This window comes from Baekduia sp. Peel2402 (assembly GCF_052567285.1).
The window spans coordinates 303,513-322,498 of the sequence record NZ_CP199582.1; the positions used below are offsets into that span (position 1 = coordinate 303,513).

Consider the following 18,986-nt stretch of genomic DNA (forward strand, 5'->3'; position numbering starts at 1 on the left):
CAGCATGGCCGATCGCTCCACGACCGCCGACGCCGCGCTGGAGATCGAGCGCCTCCACGCCGAAGGGTTGGAGGCATACGCGGAGTTCGTGCGCCTCACCAGCGATGTCATGAGGCTCGGCGGCCACGACCTCACGCGTGTGGAGGTGTCCCAGCTTCACTCGCTGCCGAATCCGGTGGCGGAGCTGCCGATCTGCGTGACGGCGAACGTCGCGGCACACGTGGTCGACGGGCTGCTGGCGTTCACCGGGCGACTTCGTGGCCCAGACGATCCCGAGCCCCTTCGCAAGTGGGTCGGCGAGCACCGCGTTCCCCTCGGCCTGCTCTGCCCTGAGACCTTCTTCCAGCCCGAGCGGCGGTGGCTCTGGAAGCCGCCTCCCTCGACGCCCGCGTTCGAGCCTGGGCATCTGACGCTCGCGCAGCTGAGCTACACGGCCGCCGAGCAGCGCAGGCTCCGCTGGGAGAACAGCGCTGACGGCCACGTACTCGCCTTCTGCCTGGTCCGCGACTGGTTCGTCGGGCTGACACCGCTGCTTCGCGCGCTCGATGCGAACGTCGGAGCGCTCTTGGCGTCCGTCGTCGAGGCCGCCGCGGCAGACGTGCCCGGGCCGAGCTTCGACGAGGTGCGGGGCCAACTCGACGTCATCACCCACAGGTTCGACGTCGCCGAGAGCCCGTGGAGCATCTTCCTGGCGCTAGCACGCTCGGAAGCCCTGCCGTCCTACCTCGGCATGGACTCCGAGCGAGTCGACGCCGTCTTTCGCGACCTCGCGGCATCCGGGTCCAAGACGTCCGCCACGGCGCCGGCTCGCGAGCCCCAGTACCGGCCCTCCACCACCATCGCCTCCGACCTTTGGACGACCGACGACGTCCTCGGCTACCGCCCCTATGCGGAGGCGCTCGCGGCGTTCATCTGCGATCCGCGGACGACGACGCCGCTCACCGTCGGCATCAAGGCGCCGTGGGGCGCCGGGAAGACGTCGTTGATGCGGATGGTCGCGCAGGAGCTGGCGCGCGGCGCGCCCGCACCGCCGGCCGCCGCGGCCGCAGATCGGCTCACGACCGGCGATGTGATCGCGCTGGCGGGCAAGCCGCCGGAGGTCGCGGCCCGGGACGTCGGCGGGCGGGCACCGCGGCAGGGCCGCGCGGTCTGGTTCAACGCGTGGAAGTACCAGAGCGGCGAGCAGCTGTGGGCGGGGCTCGCCCACGCGATCGTCGAGCAGGTCACGCGCGACATGTCGGCGATCGAGCGCGAGCGGTTCTGGGCGACGATCAACTTCCGCCGGGTCGACCCCGGCCAGGTCCGCCGCCGGATCCACGAGGCGTTCCTGCAGCGGCTCGCGCGGTGGGCGGTCATCGCTCCGGCGGCGCTCGTGGCGGCGGGCGCCACGGCGCTGCTCGACACCCGCGTCGGCGGCGGGCTCGGCATCGCGGCGGCGCTCGGCGTCGCCGCGGGGATCGGGCGCCAGTGGCAGGGCTTCGTCAAGGAGGAGGCGGTGACAACCGTGCCCGGCCTCGTACGCGACCCCGGCTACGACGGCCGCCTCGGGTTCCTCCACCTCGTCCACGAGGACCTCAAGCGCATCCTCGACCTCGTCGCCACGCCCGAGCGGCCGCTGGTGGTCTTCGTCGACGACCTCGACCGCTGCTCGTACTCGACCGTCGCGCAGGTGATCGAGGCCCTCAACGTCTTCCTCTCCGGCGAGCTCGCGAACTGCGTGTTCATCATCGCCATGGAGCCGGACCTCGTCGCCGCGCAGATCCACGTCGCCTACGAGAAGCTCTTCGACCGCATCGAGGAGCGCGCCGGACCGGTCGAGGCCGCCGACCTCGGCTGGCGCTTCCTAGAGAAGATGGTGCAGCTGCCGCTCGCGCTGCCGCCGCCAGACGCCTCCGCGCTCGACGAGCTCGTCGGCTCGCTGGCCACGCGCGTCGGGCCGGCCGAGCCCGACGCTGCGGACGCCCTCGACACCCCCGGCCGCATGGCGGCGGTTCGCGAGCTGCTGACCCGCCGGCGCGTCGAGTCCGCCCCCGAGGGCGCGCGGCCGTCGCTGGCCGGGCTGGGCGGCGCGCTGGCCGAGGCCTCCGCCTCCGCGCAGCCCGGCGACCGGGAGATCCTCCAGCGCGTGGCGCGCGACGTCTACCAAGAGGAGTTCGATGACCGCAACCCGGAGGTCCAGTCCGTCGTCGCGGAGTTCCGCCCGCACCTGGGCGCCAACCCGCGCGAGATCAAGCGCTTCATCAACGTCTTCCGCTTCTACGCCTACGTGTTGTTCTGGCGCGAGACCGCGGGCGCGCCGTCGGTCGGCCTCCGCGGCGCCGGGAAGCTCGCGACGCTGGCGATCCGCGCCCCGGAGGTCCTCGGCCTCCTCGGCCTGCGCGTCCTCGACGGGGCCGACGCCCGCCGGCCGCTGCTCGCGCTGCTGGAGGACGCCGGCGCCGACGACCCCGTGTGGGACGCGGCCCTCGCCCGCGTCGCGGCGCGCCCGCTCTCCGGCGCCCTGTCGCGCGCCGACCTGCGCGCGCTGATCACCGCCGAGCCCAAGGTCGGTGACATCGCCGGCGGCTTCCTCTAGCGCCGCTGGTGCTGCGGCGCCGGCCCCTCGTAGCGCGGTAGCCCGTCGTCGGGCAGCGCCTCCCACACCGCCGCCGTCTCCACGCGCTGGTGGTACTGCGGCCGGATGCCCGGATCGCCGTCGACGGTGCCCATCCGGATGCTGAACCAGTCCGGGCGGTCCGGGTGCCAGGACCAGAGTGCGCCGCCGCAGTCGACGCAGAAGGACTTCATGAAGCCGCCGTCGCCCGGGTCGTAGTCGCGGACGCTGCGGCCGCCTGAGAGGAGGCGGAAGGCGCCGGGTGCGACGCGGGCTGAGGCCGCCGCCGCGGTCCCGGTCCTGCGCTGGCAGCGCGTGCAGTGGCAGTAGCCCGCGGAGACGAGCGGCTCGGAGATCTCGTACCGGACCGCGCCGCAGAGGCAGCCGCCGGTAAGGGGCAGGTCGGGCATGGGACAAGCATCGCACGGGTAGCGCGGTCACTTCCGCGATCCACCCGATCGAGCGGGCAGACGCCCGACTGCGCCGGGTCCCCCGCACCGGCTACTAGGATCGAGGATTCCGCCCGGCCGCGGCTTCGTCTCTTCTCTGATGACCCCGTTGAACTCCGCCCAATCCGAGGGGCCGTGCCCCTACCGTTACGCATTCTTCACTAGGGTGGTGCACAAGTGATGTCGGGAAACGCCGCCGCCACGGTCGAGTTCGATCGCGCCGCCAAGCAGTACGCCGGAAGCGAGGACTACGCGATCCGCGACCTCTCGCTCACCATTCCGGCGGGCAAGCTGACGATCTTCATCGGGCCGTCGGGCTCCGGCAAGACCACGGCGATGCGGCTCGTCAACCGGATGATCGAGCTGACCGATGGCGACGTGCGCGTCGACGGCGTCTCGGTCAAGGACCGCTCGCCGGCTGAGCTGCGCCGCGGCATCGGCTACGCGATCCAGCAGATCGGCCTCTTCCCGCACCAGACCGTCGCCGAGAACATCGCCACGGTCCCGAAGCTCATCGGCTGGGACGACAAGCGCGTCAAGGCGCGCACGACCGAGCTGCTCGAGCTCATCGGCCTGGAGCCGGAGCTGGCCAAGCGCTACCCGGCGCAGCTCTCCGGCGGCCAGCGCCAGCGCGTCGGCGTCGCCCGCGCGCTCGCGGCCGACCCGCCGCTGCTGCTCATGGACGAGCCGTTCGGCGCGATCGACCCGATCACCCGCGGCCGTCTGCAGGAGGAGTTCCGTCGCCTCCAGACCGAGCTCGGCAAGACCGTCATCTTCGTCACGCACGACATCGACGAGGCGCTGAAGCTCGGCGACCACATCGCGGTCCTGCGCCCCGGTGGCGAGCTCGCCCAGTTCGCCACCGCCGAGGAGCTGGTGCGCGACCCCGCCGACGAGTTCGTCGAGCAGTTCGTCGGCGCCGACCGCATGATCGCGCGGCTGGAGTGGCTCACGCAGGTCCGCGGGGAGCGAACATGAACGTCGTCGCCGTCCTCGCCCAGGTCCAGATCCGCGAGCGCGACAGCGACAACCTCTCCTGCGTCCAGCAGAACGGGATCTGCCCGGACTGGATCTCCCACCACCTCGACGACTACCTGTCGCCGCTGTGGCGCCACGTCGAGCTGACGCTGTCCTCCGTGGTGATCGGCTTCGCGATCGCCTTCGCCCTCGCGCTCCTCGCCCACCGCCGCCGCTGGCTGAACGGCCCGATCGTCGGCGTCACCGGGATCCTCTACACGATCCCCTCGCTGGCGCTGTTCGCGATCCTGATCCCGCTGACCGGCTTCGGGTTCTTCACCGCGTTGATCCCGCTCACCGCCTACACGCTGCTGATCCTCTTCCGCAACATCATGGCCGGCCTGGACAACGTCCCCGCCGAGGCTAAGGACGCCGCGCGCGGCATGGGCCTCACCGACCGGCAGCTGCTGTGGAAGGTCGAGCTGCCACTCGCGCTGCCGGAGATCTTCGCGGGCCTGCGCGTCGCCACGACCACCAACGTCGGCCTCGCCGCGCTGGCCTTCTACGCGGGCGCCGGTGGTCTCGGCCAGCAGATCCTCACCGACATCGCGTTCAAGTCCAACGTGTTGGTCGCCGGCCTGCTGTGCGTGCTGCTGGCCTTCGTCCTGGACCTGATCCTGCTCGGCACGCAGCGCGTGCTGGTCCCCTGGCAACGCGCGAGGGTCGCGACGTGAAGGACGCGATCGACTACCTGCTGCACTCGCGCGAGTCGCTGGGCGGCGGTCTGGAGGTCGGCGGCAGCCACCTCTGGCCGCTGCTGTGGACCCACCTGAAGGTCACCTTCGAGGCGATCCTGATCGCGATCGCGCTGTCGCTCCCGTTGGGCCTCTGGCTCGGCCATCGCGGCAAGGGCCAGCTCGCGGCGACGACCGTCGCCAACATCGGCCGCGCGGTCCCCTCCTTCGCGGTGCTCGTGTTCGCGTCCACCTACCTGGGCCTGAACACCGGCAACCTCGTGTTCGCGATGGTGCTGCTGGCGATCCCGCCGATCTTCACCAACACCTACGTCGGCATCCGCCAGGTCGAGCCTGACATCGTCGACGCCGCCCGCGGCATGGGGCTCACCGAGCGCCAGCTCGCGCTCAAGGTCCAACTTCCGCTGGCGTTGCCGCTGATCTTCGGCGGCATTCGCACCTCGGTCGTCAACGTCCTGGCGACCGCGACGCTCGGCCCGTTCGTCGGCGTCGACACGCTCGGCGTGCCGATCGTCAACGCCAACGTCCACGGCGACGCCGGCCGGCTCGGCACCGCGATCCTGATCGCGCTGCTGGCCATCGCCGCGGAGCTGACGTTCGCTGCGCTCCAGCGCGCCGTCACGCCCCGCGGACTCAAGCTCTCCCAAGATCCCACCACCCCCAGTAGGAGGAACCGACGCATGCGATCCCGCAGCGTTCTCGCCCTGCTCGCGATCGGCCTGACCCTCGGGCTGGCCGCGTGCGGCGACGACGACAGCAGCGACTCCGGGAGCACGAACAGCTCCGGGGCCGCGGCCTCCACCACGACCACCAAGGCCGCCGACTCGAAGGTCATCCAGTCCAACCCCGAGAACGGCAGCAAGCCGACGATCACGATCGGCTCCAAGAACTTCACCGAGAACATCATCCTCGGTGAGATCTACGCGCAGGCGCTGCAGGCGGCCGGCTACAAGGTCAAGAAGCAGCTCAACCTCGGCTCCGAGCAGATCGCGCTGAAGGCGGTCAAGTCGGGCCGCGTGGATGCCTACCCCGAGTACACGGGCACGGTCATCACGAGCTTCTGCAAGGTCAAGGACGCCGACGTCAGCCACGACCCCGACGAGGTCTACACCCAGGGCAAGGACTGCCTGGCCAAGGACGGGATCACCGCGCTGAAGCAGTCGCCGTTCACGAACTCCAACGGCTTCGCCGTCACGCAGGAGAAGGCGGCTGAGCTCGGCAACATCACCAAGCTCAGCGACCTGAAGGGCAAGTCCGAGAAGCTGCGCGTCTCCGGCCCGCCGGAGTGCCAGCAGCGCGAGGACTGCCTGCTCGGCCTCGAGAAGACCTACGGCTTGAAGTTCAAGAAGTTCGTGTCGATCGACATCGCCAAGCGTCACGAGGTCATCAAGAACGGCCAGACCGACGTCGGCGAGGTCTTCACGACCGACGGCCAGATCAAGGCCGACAACCTGGTCCTGCTCCAGGACGACATGCAGCTGTTCCCTCCCTACAACTCGACGCTGCTGGCCAAGACCACGGCCGTCGACGCGGCCGGTGTCGACTTCACCAAGACGGTGGACGCGGTCACGGCAGGCCTCACGACCCCGGTCATGCAGGAGCTCAACTCCCGCGTCGACCTCGACAAGGAGAAGGCCTCCACGGTCGCGGGCGAGTACCTGAAGGAAGCGGGCTACGTCCAGTAGCTCGCGCGGCGCCGCATCGCGGTTCGGGCCCTAGCGGGCTCGGACCGTGATGTCGCCGACCTTGCTCAGGGCGGCGATGCGCTGCGGCGCGAGGTCGTCGCGGATCACGCCCTCGACCTTGACGTTGCCGGCGTCGGCGGTTGCGTCGACGCGGTAGGGCCCGTACGGGACGGTGACGTGGACGTCGCCGCCGTCGCTCTCGGCCTCGGTGCGCGCCGGCTCGCCGAACAGGTCGAGCGAGACGTCCCCGCCCTGGCTGGTCGCGCGGACGACGACCGGCTCTAGGCGCCGGGTGCGGATGTCGCCCTTGTCGGTGCTGACCATCGTGCGCCCGCTGAGGCCGCGCAGGTCGATGTCGCCCTGCTGGACGGCGATGTCGACGTCGACCTCCGGCGGGGCATCGATCATCAGGTCGCTGCGGCAGCGCAGCACCTGCGTGAGGCCGCCGCACGTGGTCTTGATCGTCAGGACGCCGTTGGCGAAGCGCTCGCTGATCGACGGGCGGTCCACCGTCCACGCGTCCTTGCGCTGCATGATCACGTCGCCCGTGAGGCCGGCCCGGACCGTGATGTCGCCGGTGTCGCCCTTGACCACGATCTTGTGGACGGGGCTGGTGATGATCGAGCGCGCCTCCGCGGTGCGATGCAGCGCTTCGGACAGCCCGAACGCGGCCCCGCTCAGCACGAGCAGGCCCAGCGCAGCCAGGATGACGATCCGCACGGTCGACACACGGGCAACGCTAGAGCCGCCGAACGGGGTTCGTGGTACGGCCACCACCCCTTCTCGCATCCCCACTGCAGGGATCCCCCGGTTAGGGGATGGCCTGGAAATGCGATGGTTCTGGGGACGATGCGCACGATGACCGATGAGTTTGCGGCGCGGGCCCGGTCCTGCACGACATGACGATCTCAACGCAGACCGACCGCGCCCTGTTCGTGACCCTGCCCGTGGCCGACGTCGAGCGCAGCAAGGCGTTCTTCGCCCAGCTGGGCTTCGACTTCGATCCCGCGTTCTCGGGCGAGACCGCCGCCTGCATGAAGGTCGGCGAGCACGCCTCCGTCATGCTGGGAGGCCGCGACATGTTCGCGGAGCTCTCGCACCGTCCCGTGGGCGACCCGACCACGCACGCGCTGGCGCTCTTCTGCTTCAGCGTGTCCGAGCGCGACGACGTCGACGCGGTGGCCGAGGCCGCGCTGGCCGCGGGCGCCACCGAGGCCGACGGGCCCGAGGACCACGGCTTCATGTACACCCGCAGCTTCTTCGACCTCGACGGCCACGGCTGGCAGGTCATGTGGATGAACCCCGCCGCGGGCTGACGCGCGCGTCGTCCTCACGATGGCCGTCTCGCTGGACGGCTACGTCACCGGTTGAGCGAGAGCCGGTGCGGTCACCTGCTGCCGTGTCTTTCGGACCCCGTGTCGGCCGAGTCCTTCCGGAGCTCATAGACGCGAATGTCGCTCTTTCCTCGCGTGAAGATGGGACGGGTCACCATCGCAAAGGTCGTGCGGTCGGCTTGGGCGATGCCGTAGTAGATGGGCGCCTTGATCGAGCGGCGAGGGAACAGCGGGCGACCGATCATCGACGCCGTGGATCCGTCGTCCGTCAGCCTCCAAGCGGTGAGCTCACCTTGGACGCCGGACTTCCCACGAGGCTGCGCGAATCGGATGGCGACCGGCCCCTCGGACGTCGAGTAGAGCGTGCCCTGCTCGAGCGCGAGCGGGTCGGTGCCGGCCAGCGGCGTGGACGTCCACGTCCCGTCGTGGAGCCGCATCACGTGCCAGTCGCTGTCGGTCTCGCCGTGCGCCAGGACCCCGGCGAATACCGAAGCGCCGTCGGCGATCGCGTCGTCGAGTTCGATGAACAGCTTGTTCGGGTCGACCTGCGGGCTGGTGAGTGCGGCGCCCAGGTCGCTCCAGCCTTCCCCGCCTGCGCACCGAACCTTCACCGTCGGCGAGGTCGCCGTCGCGCCCGGCGCGATCTGCGGCAGCGCGGTGTAGGCCATGCACGAGCGTCCATCTAGCGCTATGGGATTTGCCCGCGTGTTGCCTGCGGTAGCACCGTCCACCTGGCGCGACGTCACAGGTCGCCACCGCCCCCCTTCGAGCCTGAACAGAGAAGGCACGAGTCGGCCGGCGATTCCGACGCCGCCTTCTGTGAGGTGGCGATCGCGCTGCTCCTCCAGAACGGCCAACAAGCCACCGCGGGAAGCGACGAGCCGAGACAATGCGAAGCGATTGTCGGCGCTGGACCGCGAAGGCAGGCCGGGCCCGCGTTGCCACCGACGATCGCGGAGGCAGGCGAACTCTGGCTCGCCGTGCGCGGTGTACCCCACGCAGAGCGTGCCGCCGAAGCCCGCAGCTTGAAACCCCGACCCTCGATCCACGGTCAAGGCCGGAACGGTCTGCCATCGATCTCCGCGACGGATGAAGGTCAGCAGTCGGCTGGCGTCCTTTGCTTGCGCGGAACGGGTGACTGCGGAGACGTAGAGCGTCCGACCGACGCCGGTGATCGTCGCGCCATCAAGGTCCCGTCGCCCGATGGGCAGGTCGGTGACCGGCACCCACTCTTGAGCAGACGCCTCCCGCACCGCCGTTGCCCGGTTTGAGGGTGACCCGACCGCAAGAACGGCCATGGTCGCCGCCGCAGCAATAGCGGCAGCGACCACGCCGAAGAAGACCCGAGTTACCACGCGGCGTATGACGTGAACCGATCGTTCCATCCGCCGTTGCTCAGATCCCACACCTCGCGGCACTGGTATGACAACCCGTAGTAGTCGCCGCCGCCATTGGCGAGATCGTGCCAGCGCGCCGTCCCGTTGACGCCGTTCCAGTACGAGCTGATGCTGTTGTTGAAGTCCGAGCTGTGGTTGACCCAGTTGCCGTAGCCGGTCGCGTAGAACCAGCCCTGGATGCCGTTCCTGTTCGCGTCGGTCCAGACGAACGTCGGCGTCGCGTTGCAGTTGTCGGCCTTGTGCGCCTTCGGACGGCCCGCCGACTGCGCGGTCGCAGCAGGCGCCAGGGACTGCAGCAACTGAGCCTTGGACTTCTCATCCGGCATCACGGCGAAGCCGGGCGGAAGCGTCGCAGCCTTCAGCGCGTCTGCCACCGCGGCCTGAGCCAAGCGCGGCGTGCTGAAACACGCGATAACCCCGTCGGGAGAAGCGTTCGCTGCACAGCCACCCTTCCCATCTCCCGCGCTCGCGGCGATGGCCGCCGCGCGCTCCGCGGGCTGGCCGTCCAGCGTGTACGTCTCGGCCATCGCCGTGCCAGGCACGACGGCCGCTGCAAGGGTCGTCGCCAATAACATGAATTTGCGCATCGCGTTCCAGTCCTTGTCGATCAGAGTTTCCTGAGCGGCGAGAACCTATGTCTCATGAGCGATCGTCACCAAGAGCTATAGCGGACTCTATACGCCATGTCCGTTTGAAGCTGCGCAATAGCTCCATCGCCTGTCACGCCGACCTCTGGGAGACATCACGTCGGCCTGCGAAGGCTGGCGTGGGCGCCAGGGGTCACTTTTGCCGGGTTGGGGACATCGTTGGGGACACGGACCGCGCCTCTACTTCGCCACCGCACTGGACGTCTTACGCTGCGGTCCGTCGACCGCGCCCGTGAGTTCCGCGACCTGTTGTACCGCGCGGACAAGGTCATTGCTGCCGCGGACTTCGCCATCGCCACGGTGATCGGGCAGCGTCGATAGAAACACGTGGTGACCAAACGCCACACGGAGGCCCAAGCTCATCTGCGGGTTGGCGCCGAGCGACGCGCAAAAATTGTCGATGGCCTTGAGTTGCACATCAAGAACCTTTGCCCAGTCTGCGGAACTACGGTGGCGCGCCGACTCTCGACCGCAATAGGCCGCGAGTCCCGCCAATGGCAACGTCCAAGCGAGCTTCGCCAGCTCTGCCGCTGTGTCGACCTCGAAAGCAAACGCCACTACAACAGCCGCCGCGACCGTCAAGAGGGACAGGCCAATTGTGCTCCGTCGGAGCATGTCGGCCGTCTGGGTCTCACGTTTGCTGAACTCCCCAAACCCGGCGATGAGCTGGCCCACACTCTCCACTCCCGCGCTTTCCCGTGCCCGGTCGAGTGTCTCCTCCGCCTCGGCTCGCGTCTGTCCAAGCTCTGCTCTGAGTTGGGCGAGGGCCAGTTGCTCGCCGAGCGTTCCTAGGTTCCCGTAGGCCTGCTGTGCCATGGCGCGAGCATCGGCGGCTCGCTCAGGGTTACCCGCCGCGAGCACCGCCTCGTCCCGCCACTCGCCAATCGCATCCCCCACGCCACTTCGGAGACGCGTAGCCGCTGTGAGCATCGCCCGCACAGCACTGGGATCTCCACGGCTCCAGAGACTCTTGGTCTGGTCCCAGAAGCCACCCATAAGGTCGGGGTAGTACATCGCCGTGAAGCGGTTCAACTTATAGAAGTCGATCGCCTCCATAACGTCCAAGTAGTTGACCAAGATGCGCGCGATTTCGCGCCCCTCGTCGTATGGCAAGCCTTGCGCACGGGACAGGGCTTCCGCTGCTTGGTCGCGCGCTAGCTCCCATGACATCCCAAACGACGCGTCCTTCCAGAGACTCTCCATCAATGCCGCAAAGCGGGCAAGCTCAGGCACACCGTCGTCTGCCTGGCGTGACAGGTCGCGCGCTAGATCGGCCACCTCGTGGACGACCGAGGTCAGTCCGCCCTGGGCCTCTCGGCTGAACTCAGTGACTCGTTCTTCAGAGAATCCCTTCGAGTCGGGGAACGGCGCCGCAGAAAGCAGCTCACGCAAGCCGTCTACCGTGGCGGACGCCCCAACGGACAACCGGACTCCCGGCTCCTCCAGGCCAGAAAGCTCAGCGCGGATGCTTTCGATGGTGGCCAGACCGACCCGGCCCACGCCGCGGATACCTGGAGGCGTCCAACGCTCTTGAGGGATTCGTGCGAGGCTGCCGAACGCTTCGTGCAGTTCACTCAGCCCGTCATCCTGGGAACTCGCCGCAGCATCGCTCACCGCCGAACCGTATCGACCGGACGCGACGCGACTCCCGCCTAGTCCGACGTCACGGTCACGACGCCCTGCGAACGGCTGAACAGCCATTGCGATTCGGCGTGTGCGATGAACGTGGCGACCTGCTCGTTTAGAGCAATGATGCGGTCGTGGAGTTCCCGCGTCACCGGCAGTTCGGGTTCTTGCTCCTCAAACGGGTGCATGCGGTTGGCCGTCACCAGGTCGGCATAGTCGGCTCGCATCGTGCCGTCGTCGTTGACGAAGTAGACGCCCTCCATGTCCGCCACTTCCTCGATCGCTGCCCGCAGACGTTTCCGCGACGGCTTGTCGCTGGCATAATGGAACGTGTCGTTTCGGACGCGTGCCATGTCTCTCCAGACGACGATCCTCGGACGAAGCGTGAAGTTATCGTTCAACATACGTGCAGCTTCGTCACGGGCGTCACGCCCAGCCTGCGGGAGCTTGGCGACGAAATCCCGCACGTCCTGTCGATCGTCGAAGTCCCGGGCCAACAGCTTCGCTACCTCGCGAAGGTGGGACGCAAAGAGGCGCACGAAGTAGATTCGTTCGTAATCGGGTTGCTCGTCTCGCACCGCGTAATCAGCGACAATCCGCAGATCGCCAAGTGCGATGGACAGGTTCATGACCCAAACGGCGATGTCGTCGTCGGCCGGGAACACGTCGCCCATCCGGAATGTCACGCGGTCCGCCATGTGAACTACGGGATGACCATCTGCATGACGGAATCCCCGCCGACGATGACCCTCAGGTCGGAATCGGCAGCCCGCGCGGCAGGCTGGATCCGCGTCAGCGCATCAGCTTCGATGCTCGCCGAGAAGACGGCGACCGTCACCGAGCGATGGATGACGTCTTCGCCCTGCTCGGTGATTTCGGCCATCACCTGACCGTCAGGACCTAGCTGCTTGGCAACCGTCGCGAGCGCCTTCCGGACCTGATCCGGGGTGCCGCGGAGATCGAGTCGGATATTCATCGGTTCGACCTTGCCGTCTCACCCGGACGGCACCGGTCTACATGCCCCACCGCATCTCGCGACCCTATGCCAACGGACGAGGAGACTCCGAAGCATGCTTTTTGGGACGACACAAGACGAGCGCTGTGGGAGAGCTCCGATCGCGCTCAACTGGGCAGCTCGTGAGCGAGCGCTGTGCGATTCTGCCCGGCCGATGCGCCAAGATGCACAACGATGGCCAAAAACTTAGGGGTCGTGTGGGACCTCGATGATCACACCGAGAAGAAGCACGTCTTACTCGGCAGATACCTAAGTCGCTGGGTGCCGATCTTTCAGCACGGCCACGGCAAGACGGACAACTTGGTGTTCGTTGACGGCTTTGCCGGGCCAGGCATCTACTCCGGTGGCCAGCCTGGCTCGCCCGTCGTAATGCTCAAGACCTACTTGAATGCCCAGCGCCAGCCGGACACCGTGCTGCATTGTTTCTTCGTCGAGCAGAGCCCTAAGCGGCATGAAGAACTGGAACGCCAGATCGAAGGGTTCCGCAGCGACAAGATCAAGATTGAGACGTTCCTAGGCGACTACTCCGAGCACTACGAGACCATCAAGTCGCGGATCGCGACCCTCGGCAAGTCCACGGCCGTCTTCGCGTTTCTGGACCCGTTCGGCGGCGTCGAGGATCCGGACATGGCTGTCGAGATGACGGTCCGCTCACGAAGCGAGGCGCTGGTCTACCTGCCCGTCGGGATGTTCGGAGCGCGGTTCCTCGAGAACCCCAACATGCAACGGACCCTTACCGCAATCTTTGGGGACGAGCGCTGGCGGGTGCTTGTCGGCAAGACGCCGGCCGAGCGGACGCTCGGTTTGATGGACCTGTACGAAGCGCGCCTGAAAGAGGGCGGACCGGGCGCTCCCCGGTTCTACGTGGAGCGGTTCATGATGCGACCAGGCAACCCGGGGGCGAATCGCTACTGCTTGTTCTTCGCGACGAAGCACCGTAGAGCCGTTGAAGCGATGCGCGACGCCATGTGGCACGTCGATCCCGCCAACGGCCGCCAATTCGACCCACGCGAGCCTTCCGACCCGGGTCTAGAACTATGGAAGCCCGAGCTTGCGGCGCGACTGCGCGAACGTTTCCCGAACGGCACGACCTTCGATTTCGATGACGCCTGGCAATACGTTGTTGATGAGGTTCCGCCATTCGACAAGAAGCGGCTGACGGCTGTTCTCAAGCATCTGCGCGACGACACGAAGCAGCTCGTCGCGGTCAGGCGGGCAGACGGCAAGCCTCATCGACGAGGCTTCAACCCCAAGACCACCGATTGCAAGATGGTGGCCTAGCTAGGCCGTCGCCAGCGCGCCGGTACGCGGGAAGCCGTCGTACTCCTGTCCGTCAAGGGTTCTACCCCCGCTCTTCGGTCGTGCCCCGCCCCACTGCTTGAAGAAGAAAGCCACATCTTCGTCGTCGCAGCGGTCACGGAGGTCACGCAACCACTCCACCTTGACCGGACGATGGCGCGGACCGGACTCGCCACCGGCGATTAGCCAGTCGATCCCGCTCAAGTCGAGCCCCTCCAACGGACCGAGCAGTGGCTCGGCGCTGATGAACCGGACCGCCGCTGGCACACGGCGAAGACAATCCGCGCGGTGGACGAAGCGCCGATTCTCGATCGTCACGCCCATCCAGACGTTCGGGGGCCAGTCAAGCTCCGATGCCAGCTCGGCGAGACGATCGTGTCGCTTGGTGAGGATCTGGAAGGTGTGCCAGTCCGCTCGGCGCATCACGTCGAACACCGCATGGACGAACTCAACGGGAATGTCCTCATGGAACAGATCGCTCATCGAGTTCACGAAGATCATCCGAGGACGCTTCCAACGAAGAGGCACGTCGAGCCGTTGCGGCCAGATGCGAAGGTCGAAACCTTGCTCGTAGGGATGGCCGGGAATTCCGCGCCAGCGCTCGGCGAACGTTTCCGCGTAGCAATGTGCACATCCCGGTGAAACTTTGCTGCAGCCCGTAACCGGGTTCCAGGTCGCTTCGGTCCATTCAATGGCGCTGTTGTCAGCCACGGCGCACCCCTTCAGTAGATCCTCGATTGCGAACATATGTTCGCACCACGACCGGACGTCCCTGCCCATAGGGCTCTAGCACGAATACGTCGTCGCACTCATCGTTCCTCTGCCCTTGCAGACGAACTAGTAGTCCGGCATTGCATCGATCATCGCTGAGATAGCTGTGTGGCTTGCGTCCAGATAGGCAATGACCTTGCCCACCATCGTCCTGATATGGCTCAGGTCCACTCGCATGAAGGCTTCCGGCACCTCGCGCGAGCGCCCCTGACGATCTCGGTCGTACCGGAAGATCTCTGACTCAGGATCCACAGTGGCAAGCTCCGCCACGAGGCGAGCGACGTGCTCATGTACTGGATCCGTGTCCTCAAACGCTGACTCCACGACGACCGAAGCGCGCTTCCACAGCTCGTCGAGCCTGTGGGTGTGGATCACCTCCGGCGGTCCTCCCCGTTCGCGCTGCCCTAGATAGATGATGTCCTTCAGGGCAAGCTCGATAGCGTGGCGGTAGCAGTAAAGAACCGGGAACGCGACGAAGTCCTGCTGGCGTCGCTCTAGTGCCCGCGCCACTAGGGCATTGCCCGCGGTCTGAAAGCTCATCGCGTAGGGCATCCCCCAGGTCGTCGTGCTCAGCTGCAGGGCGTGGCGCTGCCAGTCTGGCCCGAGCGCGAAAAGACTGTCGTCTGGTCCTAGCTCGAAGTCCGACAGGGGCACGTCCTCGAACGGTCCGAGATCATCCGTCACTTCGCTTCTCCGGCTTTGCTTTGTCGTCGGTCGTGGAGCCAGTGTGCCAGCGGCCGTTAGACGGAGCGACAGTCGGCGGATCGCGGGTTCGACGTCTTGGGACTCTTCAACGACTCCTGACCAGCCTCGGGCCTGACCATGATCGCCGCAACTTGCTCACGCCTCGTCGCGATGCTTCAACCTTCGCGGCGTGTCCGTCGAGTTCAGTCCCGACGACGAGAAGCTCATCGCCGTCTGCGAAACCATCGTTGCCCTGACGCCAGAGACCTTGCGCGTTCGGACTGAGAAGCTGCCCGCAGCACTCATAGTCGTAGCGTTGATGCACCGCGGCGCGAAGACAGCGACGGGCGCAAATCTATTGTGCCGGGCTGGCCATGGTGAGCAGGCGCTCATCCTTGGGCGCTCCCTGTTTGAGGACATGATCGACGCCCACTGGGTGACGGCTCATCCCGACAAAGCGGTCACCCGCTTCGATGATGCCGCGCTCGTCACGAAGCAGTTGACGCAGGACCGAATTGAGCCGTATCGCGCGTATGTCGCGGACCTGATCACCGATCAACTGTCCCAGCCGGCTATGACAGATGAAGAGGCCGCCCGGGCGCAAACGCTCGTCAAGGGCTACCGGCATGGATCGTGGACCAAAATGGGACTAAGACGCCGGATCAACGACGTCGCGCACATGTTCGGCGAGGGGGTAGACCGCGAGCTGCTCGCGATGTTCTCTGACCTCGGCGAAGGCTTAGCTAGCGACTTCGTGCACGGCTCGGTCCTGTCTGTCTACAGTCAGCTTGACTTGGAGGCCGCCCGAGCGAACAAGGGCATCAACTTCCACGTAGGACCGTCGTCGCGATACGTACGGTCGGCGGCGCTGCTGTGCGGCTGGTCATTTGCACATCTACTCTCGACCGTGCTCGACGAGCCCGAGACCGAGAGCCGCGCCCAGCTCGACGCAGCCTACTTCGCACTTCTAGAGCTAATCAGCACGCGTCCGCCGGACTGAGTCTCGGCGTCTTGCGCGCCGTCAGGTCAGCGAGCGCAGCCAGTGCCACACGGCGCACACGATCACGGAGTTCTGTGTTCAACCCGGCGTGAGCCAAGCGATATGAGAAGCCTTACTGCGCCTGACCGCGGAGAGCTGCGGCGATTTCTTCTTCTGTCAGCGAGAGCGACGCGTAATAGTGCCTGGCCCAGCCATGAGCGTTCCGGGGACGTCGCTCCCAGTCGCTCCATTTATCGGGTGCTTCTGTGCGCCAGTCCTCCACCGCGATGGCGGCCCATGTGGGCCTCGAGATTCGGCGCCCTAGCTCCTCGTTGAGTTCCCGCACAAGGAAGGTCGTGACAGCGAGCGTCGCTCGGACCTCTTCCGGTCCTAACGGAAATCGCTTGCCCAGCTCCATCACTGGCGTACGCCCCGCGGCATCCGTCCAGATGGCCCTCTGGGCGTCTGAAAGCTCGCCCCATTTCATCGTGATGCCCTGCCTCACGATGGCGCCGTCATGGACGATCGAATTGCGAAGCTTTTGAACGAAGTTCATTACGGCTTCGTAGTCGCTTGAAGCCGTGATGTCGGCACCTTCCAAGGCCTCTCGCAACTGACCGAGCATCAACCGGCTCGGCTCTTTTCGCGTCTCCGCTTGCCCGTCGCGTTGAAGCAGCTCAAGTGCCATGACCAAGTACTCGTTAAACACAGCGACGTGAAACGGGATCGCCATCGCAGCGTGAACGCTCTCTGCGTCCCGCAGCTTCTGAATGACGTCGTTGCCCGGCAAGTTCAACCGGACGGCGTCAGCCACGTCGACCAGTTCGGGCAGCCGCTCGCGACGAAGGATCGGCGGGAGGGCGCTCAAGTGAGCGTCGCCAAGCCGCAACCCAAGTCCTATCGCGACACCGGCGTCGTTCGTTTCGACCCGCCACTTTCGAAAGCCCGATACCCGGGATGGAGAAGCGCCACCAGGACACTGTAGGCATGGGCAGGCAACCCGGCCGGCGGTCCAACGCAAAGTGGCCGAGCTGAGTCAATGGTCGTCGTCTCCGCGACCGGCTATCGCTTCTCGGCGAGAGCAGAACCCCGAACGATCCCGAGTGGCGCCCAGTTCGCGCGCGATGGTGGTGCGACGCGCTGGAGAGGGCACCGAGGGGAGGAAGAGCGGCTGGTGCCGCGACCGCTGGCGCCGTGCCTCGGCCCCGTGTCGGGACTCGTGTCTCCGTGACATGGATTGGGCTGCCGCCCGGCATGGGGTTGGTGGGTTGGGGCGCCTCGGGCGTGCTTGACCACCCGCTCACACCATGTACTTCGTAGCGATGGCGAGAGCGGGTGGTCAAGCCCGTCCGAGGCTGAGGTAGTTGGTGGGGTTGCCGGGCGGCAGCCCGGTGGGATCTTCGGGTGCCGGAAGGTGGCGGGAGTTGCGCCTTGGTGGTCATGGAGCCTGGGGAGTTGGTGTGGAGGGCGCGGCGTGGGTCGCGGGAGGCCGTGCGGGACCGGGAGTTCGTGGAGTGGATCGATCGGTTCCGGTACACGAACGTGGAGCTGCTGGCGATGCGGTTCGGCGTCGCGATGCAGAACGTGCGGGTGCGGCTGAAGCGGTTGGAGGCCGGTGGGTTGGTGCGGCTGGAGCGGCGGTCGGTGGTGGAGCCGTGGATCGTGTCGTTGACGCCGGCGGGTGCGAAGGCGATCGGGCATCGGCCGAGGCGGGCGCCGAGGGCGGAGCTGCACCAGGCGCACGAGCTGGCGATCGGGTAGCTGTGCGCGTACGTCGAGGCGAACCCGAGGTACGCCGGCGCGCGGGTGCTCACGGAGCGGGAAGCGCGGATGCTGGACGGCGAGCGGCAGCGGCGGGGTGAGGCGCCGAGGTTCAGCGTGCGACTCGACGGGGCGCCGCGGGGACAGCAGACGCGGTGGCCAGATCTCCTCTTGAAGCGCGGCGGGAAGGTGTCGGCCTTGGAGATCGAGTTCACGCAGAAGACGGACGATCGCCTACAGCGGATCATCGACGCCTACGCCTACAGCGACTTCGCGCTCGTGACCTACCTCACGGCTGACCCGCGCTTGGCGGCGAAGCTGACCAAGATGATTGGGTACGCGCGCGTCACGGAGGTTCGCGTGCGGCCGTGGCTGCGGCTTGATGACACGGGCCGGGCGAAGGTGCAGGCGGCCGTGGAGGCCGCCCGCACGTCCTTCGTCTAGACCGACGCGAGGAGGCGATCGAGGGTGATGGCGGCGTCGCGGTCGCGGTCGACGACCGCCTGATCCCAGCTCTCCTGCGACACGCGGTCGATGTTGGTGTGGCCGAGGTCGTAGCGCCGACGGTGGAGCTGCTCGATGAAGCCGGCGGTGAACGGGACGTCGACGGTCACCGGTTCTTCGGGGCGGCGCCAGCCGATCGCGTCCAGGACGGCGAAGGCGTCGCGGTAGATGACCGAGAGCGCGTGCTGGGCCTCGGGGCCGAATTCGAGGATCTCCTCGAAGTAGTAGTGGTTGGCCTCCAGGACCACGAGGGTCTGGTGGCGGAGGACGTCGGCCGTGGACGGGTCGACGGAAACCACGCAGGCGCTAATACGCTGCTGGGTGCTCATGGAGTTCACGCTCCTGGGCCATGCCCCCGGCCGTGACAGCGGCGCGGGGGCGATTTTGTTAAGGATGTTGCTCTAGGGGTTGAGAGTACCGCCACGTCCGGCGGACTGGCAAGCCGTCAGCCACGCCGCGAGGGCGCTGCGGTGGAAGCGACGGTGCCGGCCGACGGGGATAGACGGCAGCGGGTGTGCTGGCGCCGGGTG

The 18,986-nt window shown here is 67.1% G+C and carries 20 protein-coding genes; 9 read left to right on the top strand and 11 right to left on the bottom strand.

Going from position 1 to position 18,986, the window contains the following annotated elements; translation table 11 throughout:
• Nucleotides 1-4 precede the first annotated feature (4 nt).
• Entirely contained in the window at nt 5-2,575 is a 2,571-nt protein-coding gene (locus ACT01A_RS01550; protein WP_445150481.1) for a KAP family P-loop NTPase fold protein, read from the top strand.
• On the opposite strand, the gene ACT01A_RS01555 is transcribed toward ACT01A_RS01550, so the two are convergent.
• Nucleotides 2,572-3,003, bottom strand: coding sequence for a GFA family protein (locus tag ACT01A_RS01555; RefSeq protein ID WP_445150482.1), 432 nt, complete (start codon nt 3,001-3,003; stop codon nt 2,572-2,574). The two genes, ACT01A_RS01550 and ACT01A_RS01555, sit on opposite strands and share 4 nt — an antisense overlap.
• Nucleotides 3,004-3,222: 219 nt before the next feature.
• Between ACT01A_RS01555 and ACT01A_RS01560 the strand changes: the two genes are divergently transcribed.
• From ACT01A_RS01560 to ACT01A_RS01570, 3 genes are read left to right on the top strand one after another with little or no spacing between them, the layout of a single operon-like run.
• Nucleotides 3,223-4,020, top strand: coding sequence for an ABC transporter ATP-binding protein (locus ACT01A_RS01560; RefSeq protein ID WP_445150483.1), 798 nt, complete (start codon nt 3,223-3,225; stop codon nt 4,018-4,020).
• On the top strand, nt 4,017-4,733 hold the full coding sequence (locus ACT01A_RS01565) for an ABC transporter permease (RefSeq protein WP_445150484.1): 717 nt from the start codon (nt 4,017-4,019) through the stop codon (nt 4,731-4,733). The genes ACT01A_RS01560 and ACT01A_RS01565 overlap by 4 nt, the downstream gene beginning before the upstream one ends.
• Nucleotides 4,730-6,439, top strand: a complete 1,710-nt coding sequence (locus tag ACT01A_RS01570) for a glycine betaine ABC transporter substrate-binding protein (RefSeq protein ID WP_445150485.1) — start codon at nt 4,730-4,732, stop codon at nt 6,437-6,439. Before ACT01A_RS01565 ends, ACT01A_RS01570 begins: the two co-directional genes overlap by 4 nt.
• A 30-nt stretch (nt 6,440-6,469) precedes the next feature.
• On the opposite strand, the gene ACT01A_RS01575 is transcribed toward ACT01A_RS01570, so the two are convergent.
• Nucleotides 6,470-7,168 (bottom strand): DUF4097 family beta strand repeat-containing protein, encoded by a 699-nt coding sequence (locus tag ACT01A_RS01575; protein WP_445150486.1) that lies wholly within the window; start codon nt 7,166-7,168, stop codon nt 6,470-6,472.
• Between the two features lie 170 nt (nt 7,169-7,338).
• On the opposite strand from ACT01A_RS01575, the gene ACT01A_RS01580 reads away from it, so the two are divergent.
• On the top strand, nt 7,339-7,755 hold the full coding sequence (locus ACT01A_RS01580; protein WP_445150487.1) for a VOC family protein: 417 nt from the start codon (nt 7,339-7,341) through the stop codon (nt 7,753-7,755).
• 71 nt (nt 7,756-7,826) lie between these two features.
• On the opposite strand, the gene ACT01A_RS01585 is transcribed toward ACT01A_RS01580, so the two are convergent.
• The 5 genes from ACT01A_RS01585 to ACT01A_RS01605 all read right to left on the bottom strand — a co-directional run bounded on the left by ACT01A_RS01585 (nt 7,827) and on the right by ACT01A_RS01605 (nt 12,419).
• Nucleotides 7,827-8,999 carry a hypothetical protein gene (locus ACT01A_RS01585; protein ID WP_445150488.1) on the bottom strand — a complete coding sequence of 391 codons (1,173 nt, stop codon included), beginning with the start codon at nt 8,997-8,999 and terminating at the stop codon, nt 7,827-7,829.
• A gap of 122 nt (nt 9,000-9,121) precedes the next feature.
• On the bottom strand, nt 9,122-9,757 hold the full coding sequence (locus tag ACT01A_RS01590; RefSeq protein ID WP_445150489.1) for a hypothetical protein: 636 nt from the start codon (nt 9,755-9,757) through the stop codon (nt 9,122-9,124).
• Nucleotides 9,758-9,997: 240 nt separating this feature from the next.
• Nucleotides 9,998-11,431, bottom strand: a complete 1,434-nt coding sequence (locus tag ACT01A_RS01595) for a hypothetical protein (RefSeq protein ID WP_445150490.1) — start codon at nt 11,429-11,431, stop codon at nt 9,998-10,000.
• Nucleotides 11,432-11,469: 38 nt separating this feature from the next.
• Nucleotides 11,470-12,141, bottom strand: coding sequence for a hypothetical protein (locus ACT01A_RS01600; protein ID WP_445150491.1), 672 nt, complete (start codon nt 12,139-12,141; stop codon nt 11,470-11,472).
• Between the two features lie 5 nt (nt 12,142-12,146).
• Nucleotides 12,147-12,419, bottom strand: coding sequence for a hypothetical protein (locus ACT01A_RS01605; protein WP_445150492.1), 273 nt, complete (start codon nt 12,417-12,419; stop codon nt 12,147-12,149).
• A gap of 234 nt (nt 12,420-12,653) precedes the next feature.
• Here ACT01A_RS01605 and tcmP point away from each other — a divergent pair, with 234 nt between their 5' ends.
• Nucleotides 12,654-13,739: a three-Cys-motif partner protein TcmP gene (gene tcmP, locus ACT01A_RS01610; protein WP_445150493.1), complete on the top strand. Its 1,086-nt coding sequence runs from the start codon at nt 12,654-12,656 to the stop codon at nt 13,737-13,739.
• Here tcmP and ACT01A_RS01615 read toward each other — a convergent pair whose 3' ends face one another.
• Nucleotides 13,740-14,468 carry a DUF5131 family protein gene (locus ACT01A_RS01615; RefSeq protein ID WP_445150494.1) on the bottom strand — a complete coding sequence of 243 codons (729 nt, stop codon included), beginning with the start codon at nt 14,466-14,468 and terminating at the stop codon, nt 13,740-13,742.
• A 126-nt stretch (nt 14,469-14,594) separates the two neighbouring features.
• Nucleotides 14,595-15,212 carry a hypothetical protein gene (locus ACT01A_RS01620; RefSeq protein WP_445150495.1) on the bottom strand — a complete coding sequence of 206 codons (618 nt, stop codon included), beginning with the start codon at nt 15,210-15,212 and terminating at the stop codon, nt 14,595-14,597.
• 190 nt (nt 15,213-15,402) lie between these two features.
• On the opposite strand from ACT01A_RS01620, the gene ACT01A_RS01625 reads away from it, so the two are divergent.
• Nucleotides 15,403-16,212 (top strand): DUF5677 domain-containing protein, encoded by an 810-nt coding sequence (locus tag ACT01A_RS01625; protein ID WP_445150496.1) that lies wholly within the window; start codon nt 15,403-15,405, stop codon nt 16,210-16,212.
• 112 nt (nt 16,213-16,324) lie between these two features.
• On the opposite strand, the gene ACT01A_RS01630 is transcribed toward ACT01A_RS01625, so the two are convergent.
• Complete coding sequence (locus ACT01A_RS01630) at nt 16,325-17,059, bottom strand: hypothetical protein (protein ID WP_445150497.1); 735 nt, start codon at nt 17,057-17,059, stop codon at nt 16,325-16,327.
• Between the two features lie 623 nt (nt 17,060-17,682).
• On the opposite strand from ACT01A_RS01630, the gene ACT01A_RS01635 reads away from it, so the two are divergent.
• Both ACT01A_RS01635 and ACT01A_RS01640 read left to right on the top strand, forming a co-directional pair.
• Complete coding sequence (locus ACT01A_RS01635; protein WP_445150498.1) at nt 17,683-17,952, top strand: hypothetical protein; 270 nt, start codon at nt 17,683-17,685, stop codon at nt 17,950-17,952.
• Nucleotides 17,953-18,150: 198 nt separating this feature from the next.
• Entirely contained in the window at nt 18,151-18,396 is a 246-nt protein-coding gene (locus ACT01A_RS01640; RefSeq protein ID WP_445150499.1) for a hypothetical protein, read from the top strand.
• Here the strand turns inward: ACT01A_RS01640 and ACT01A_RS01645 are convergent.
• The gene (locus ACT01A_RS01645) at nt 18,393-18,785 is read right to left on the bottom strand and encodes a hypothetical protein (RefSeq protein ID WP_445150500.1); all 393 of its coding nucleotides are present in this window, start codon (nt 18,783-18,785) and stop codon (nt 18,393-18,395) included. The two genes, ACT01A_RS01640 and ACT01A_RS01645, sit on opposite strands and share 4 nt — an antisense overlap.
• Between the last annotated feature and the right edge of the window lie 201 nt (nt 18,786-18,986).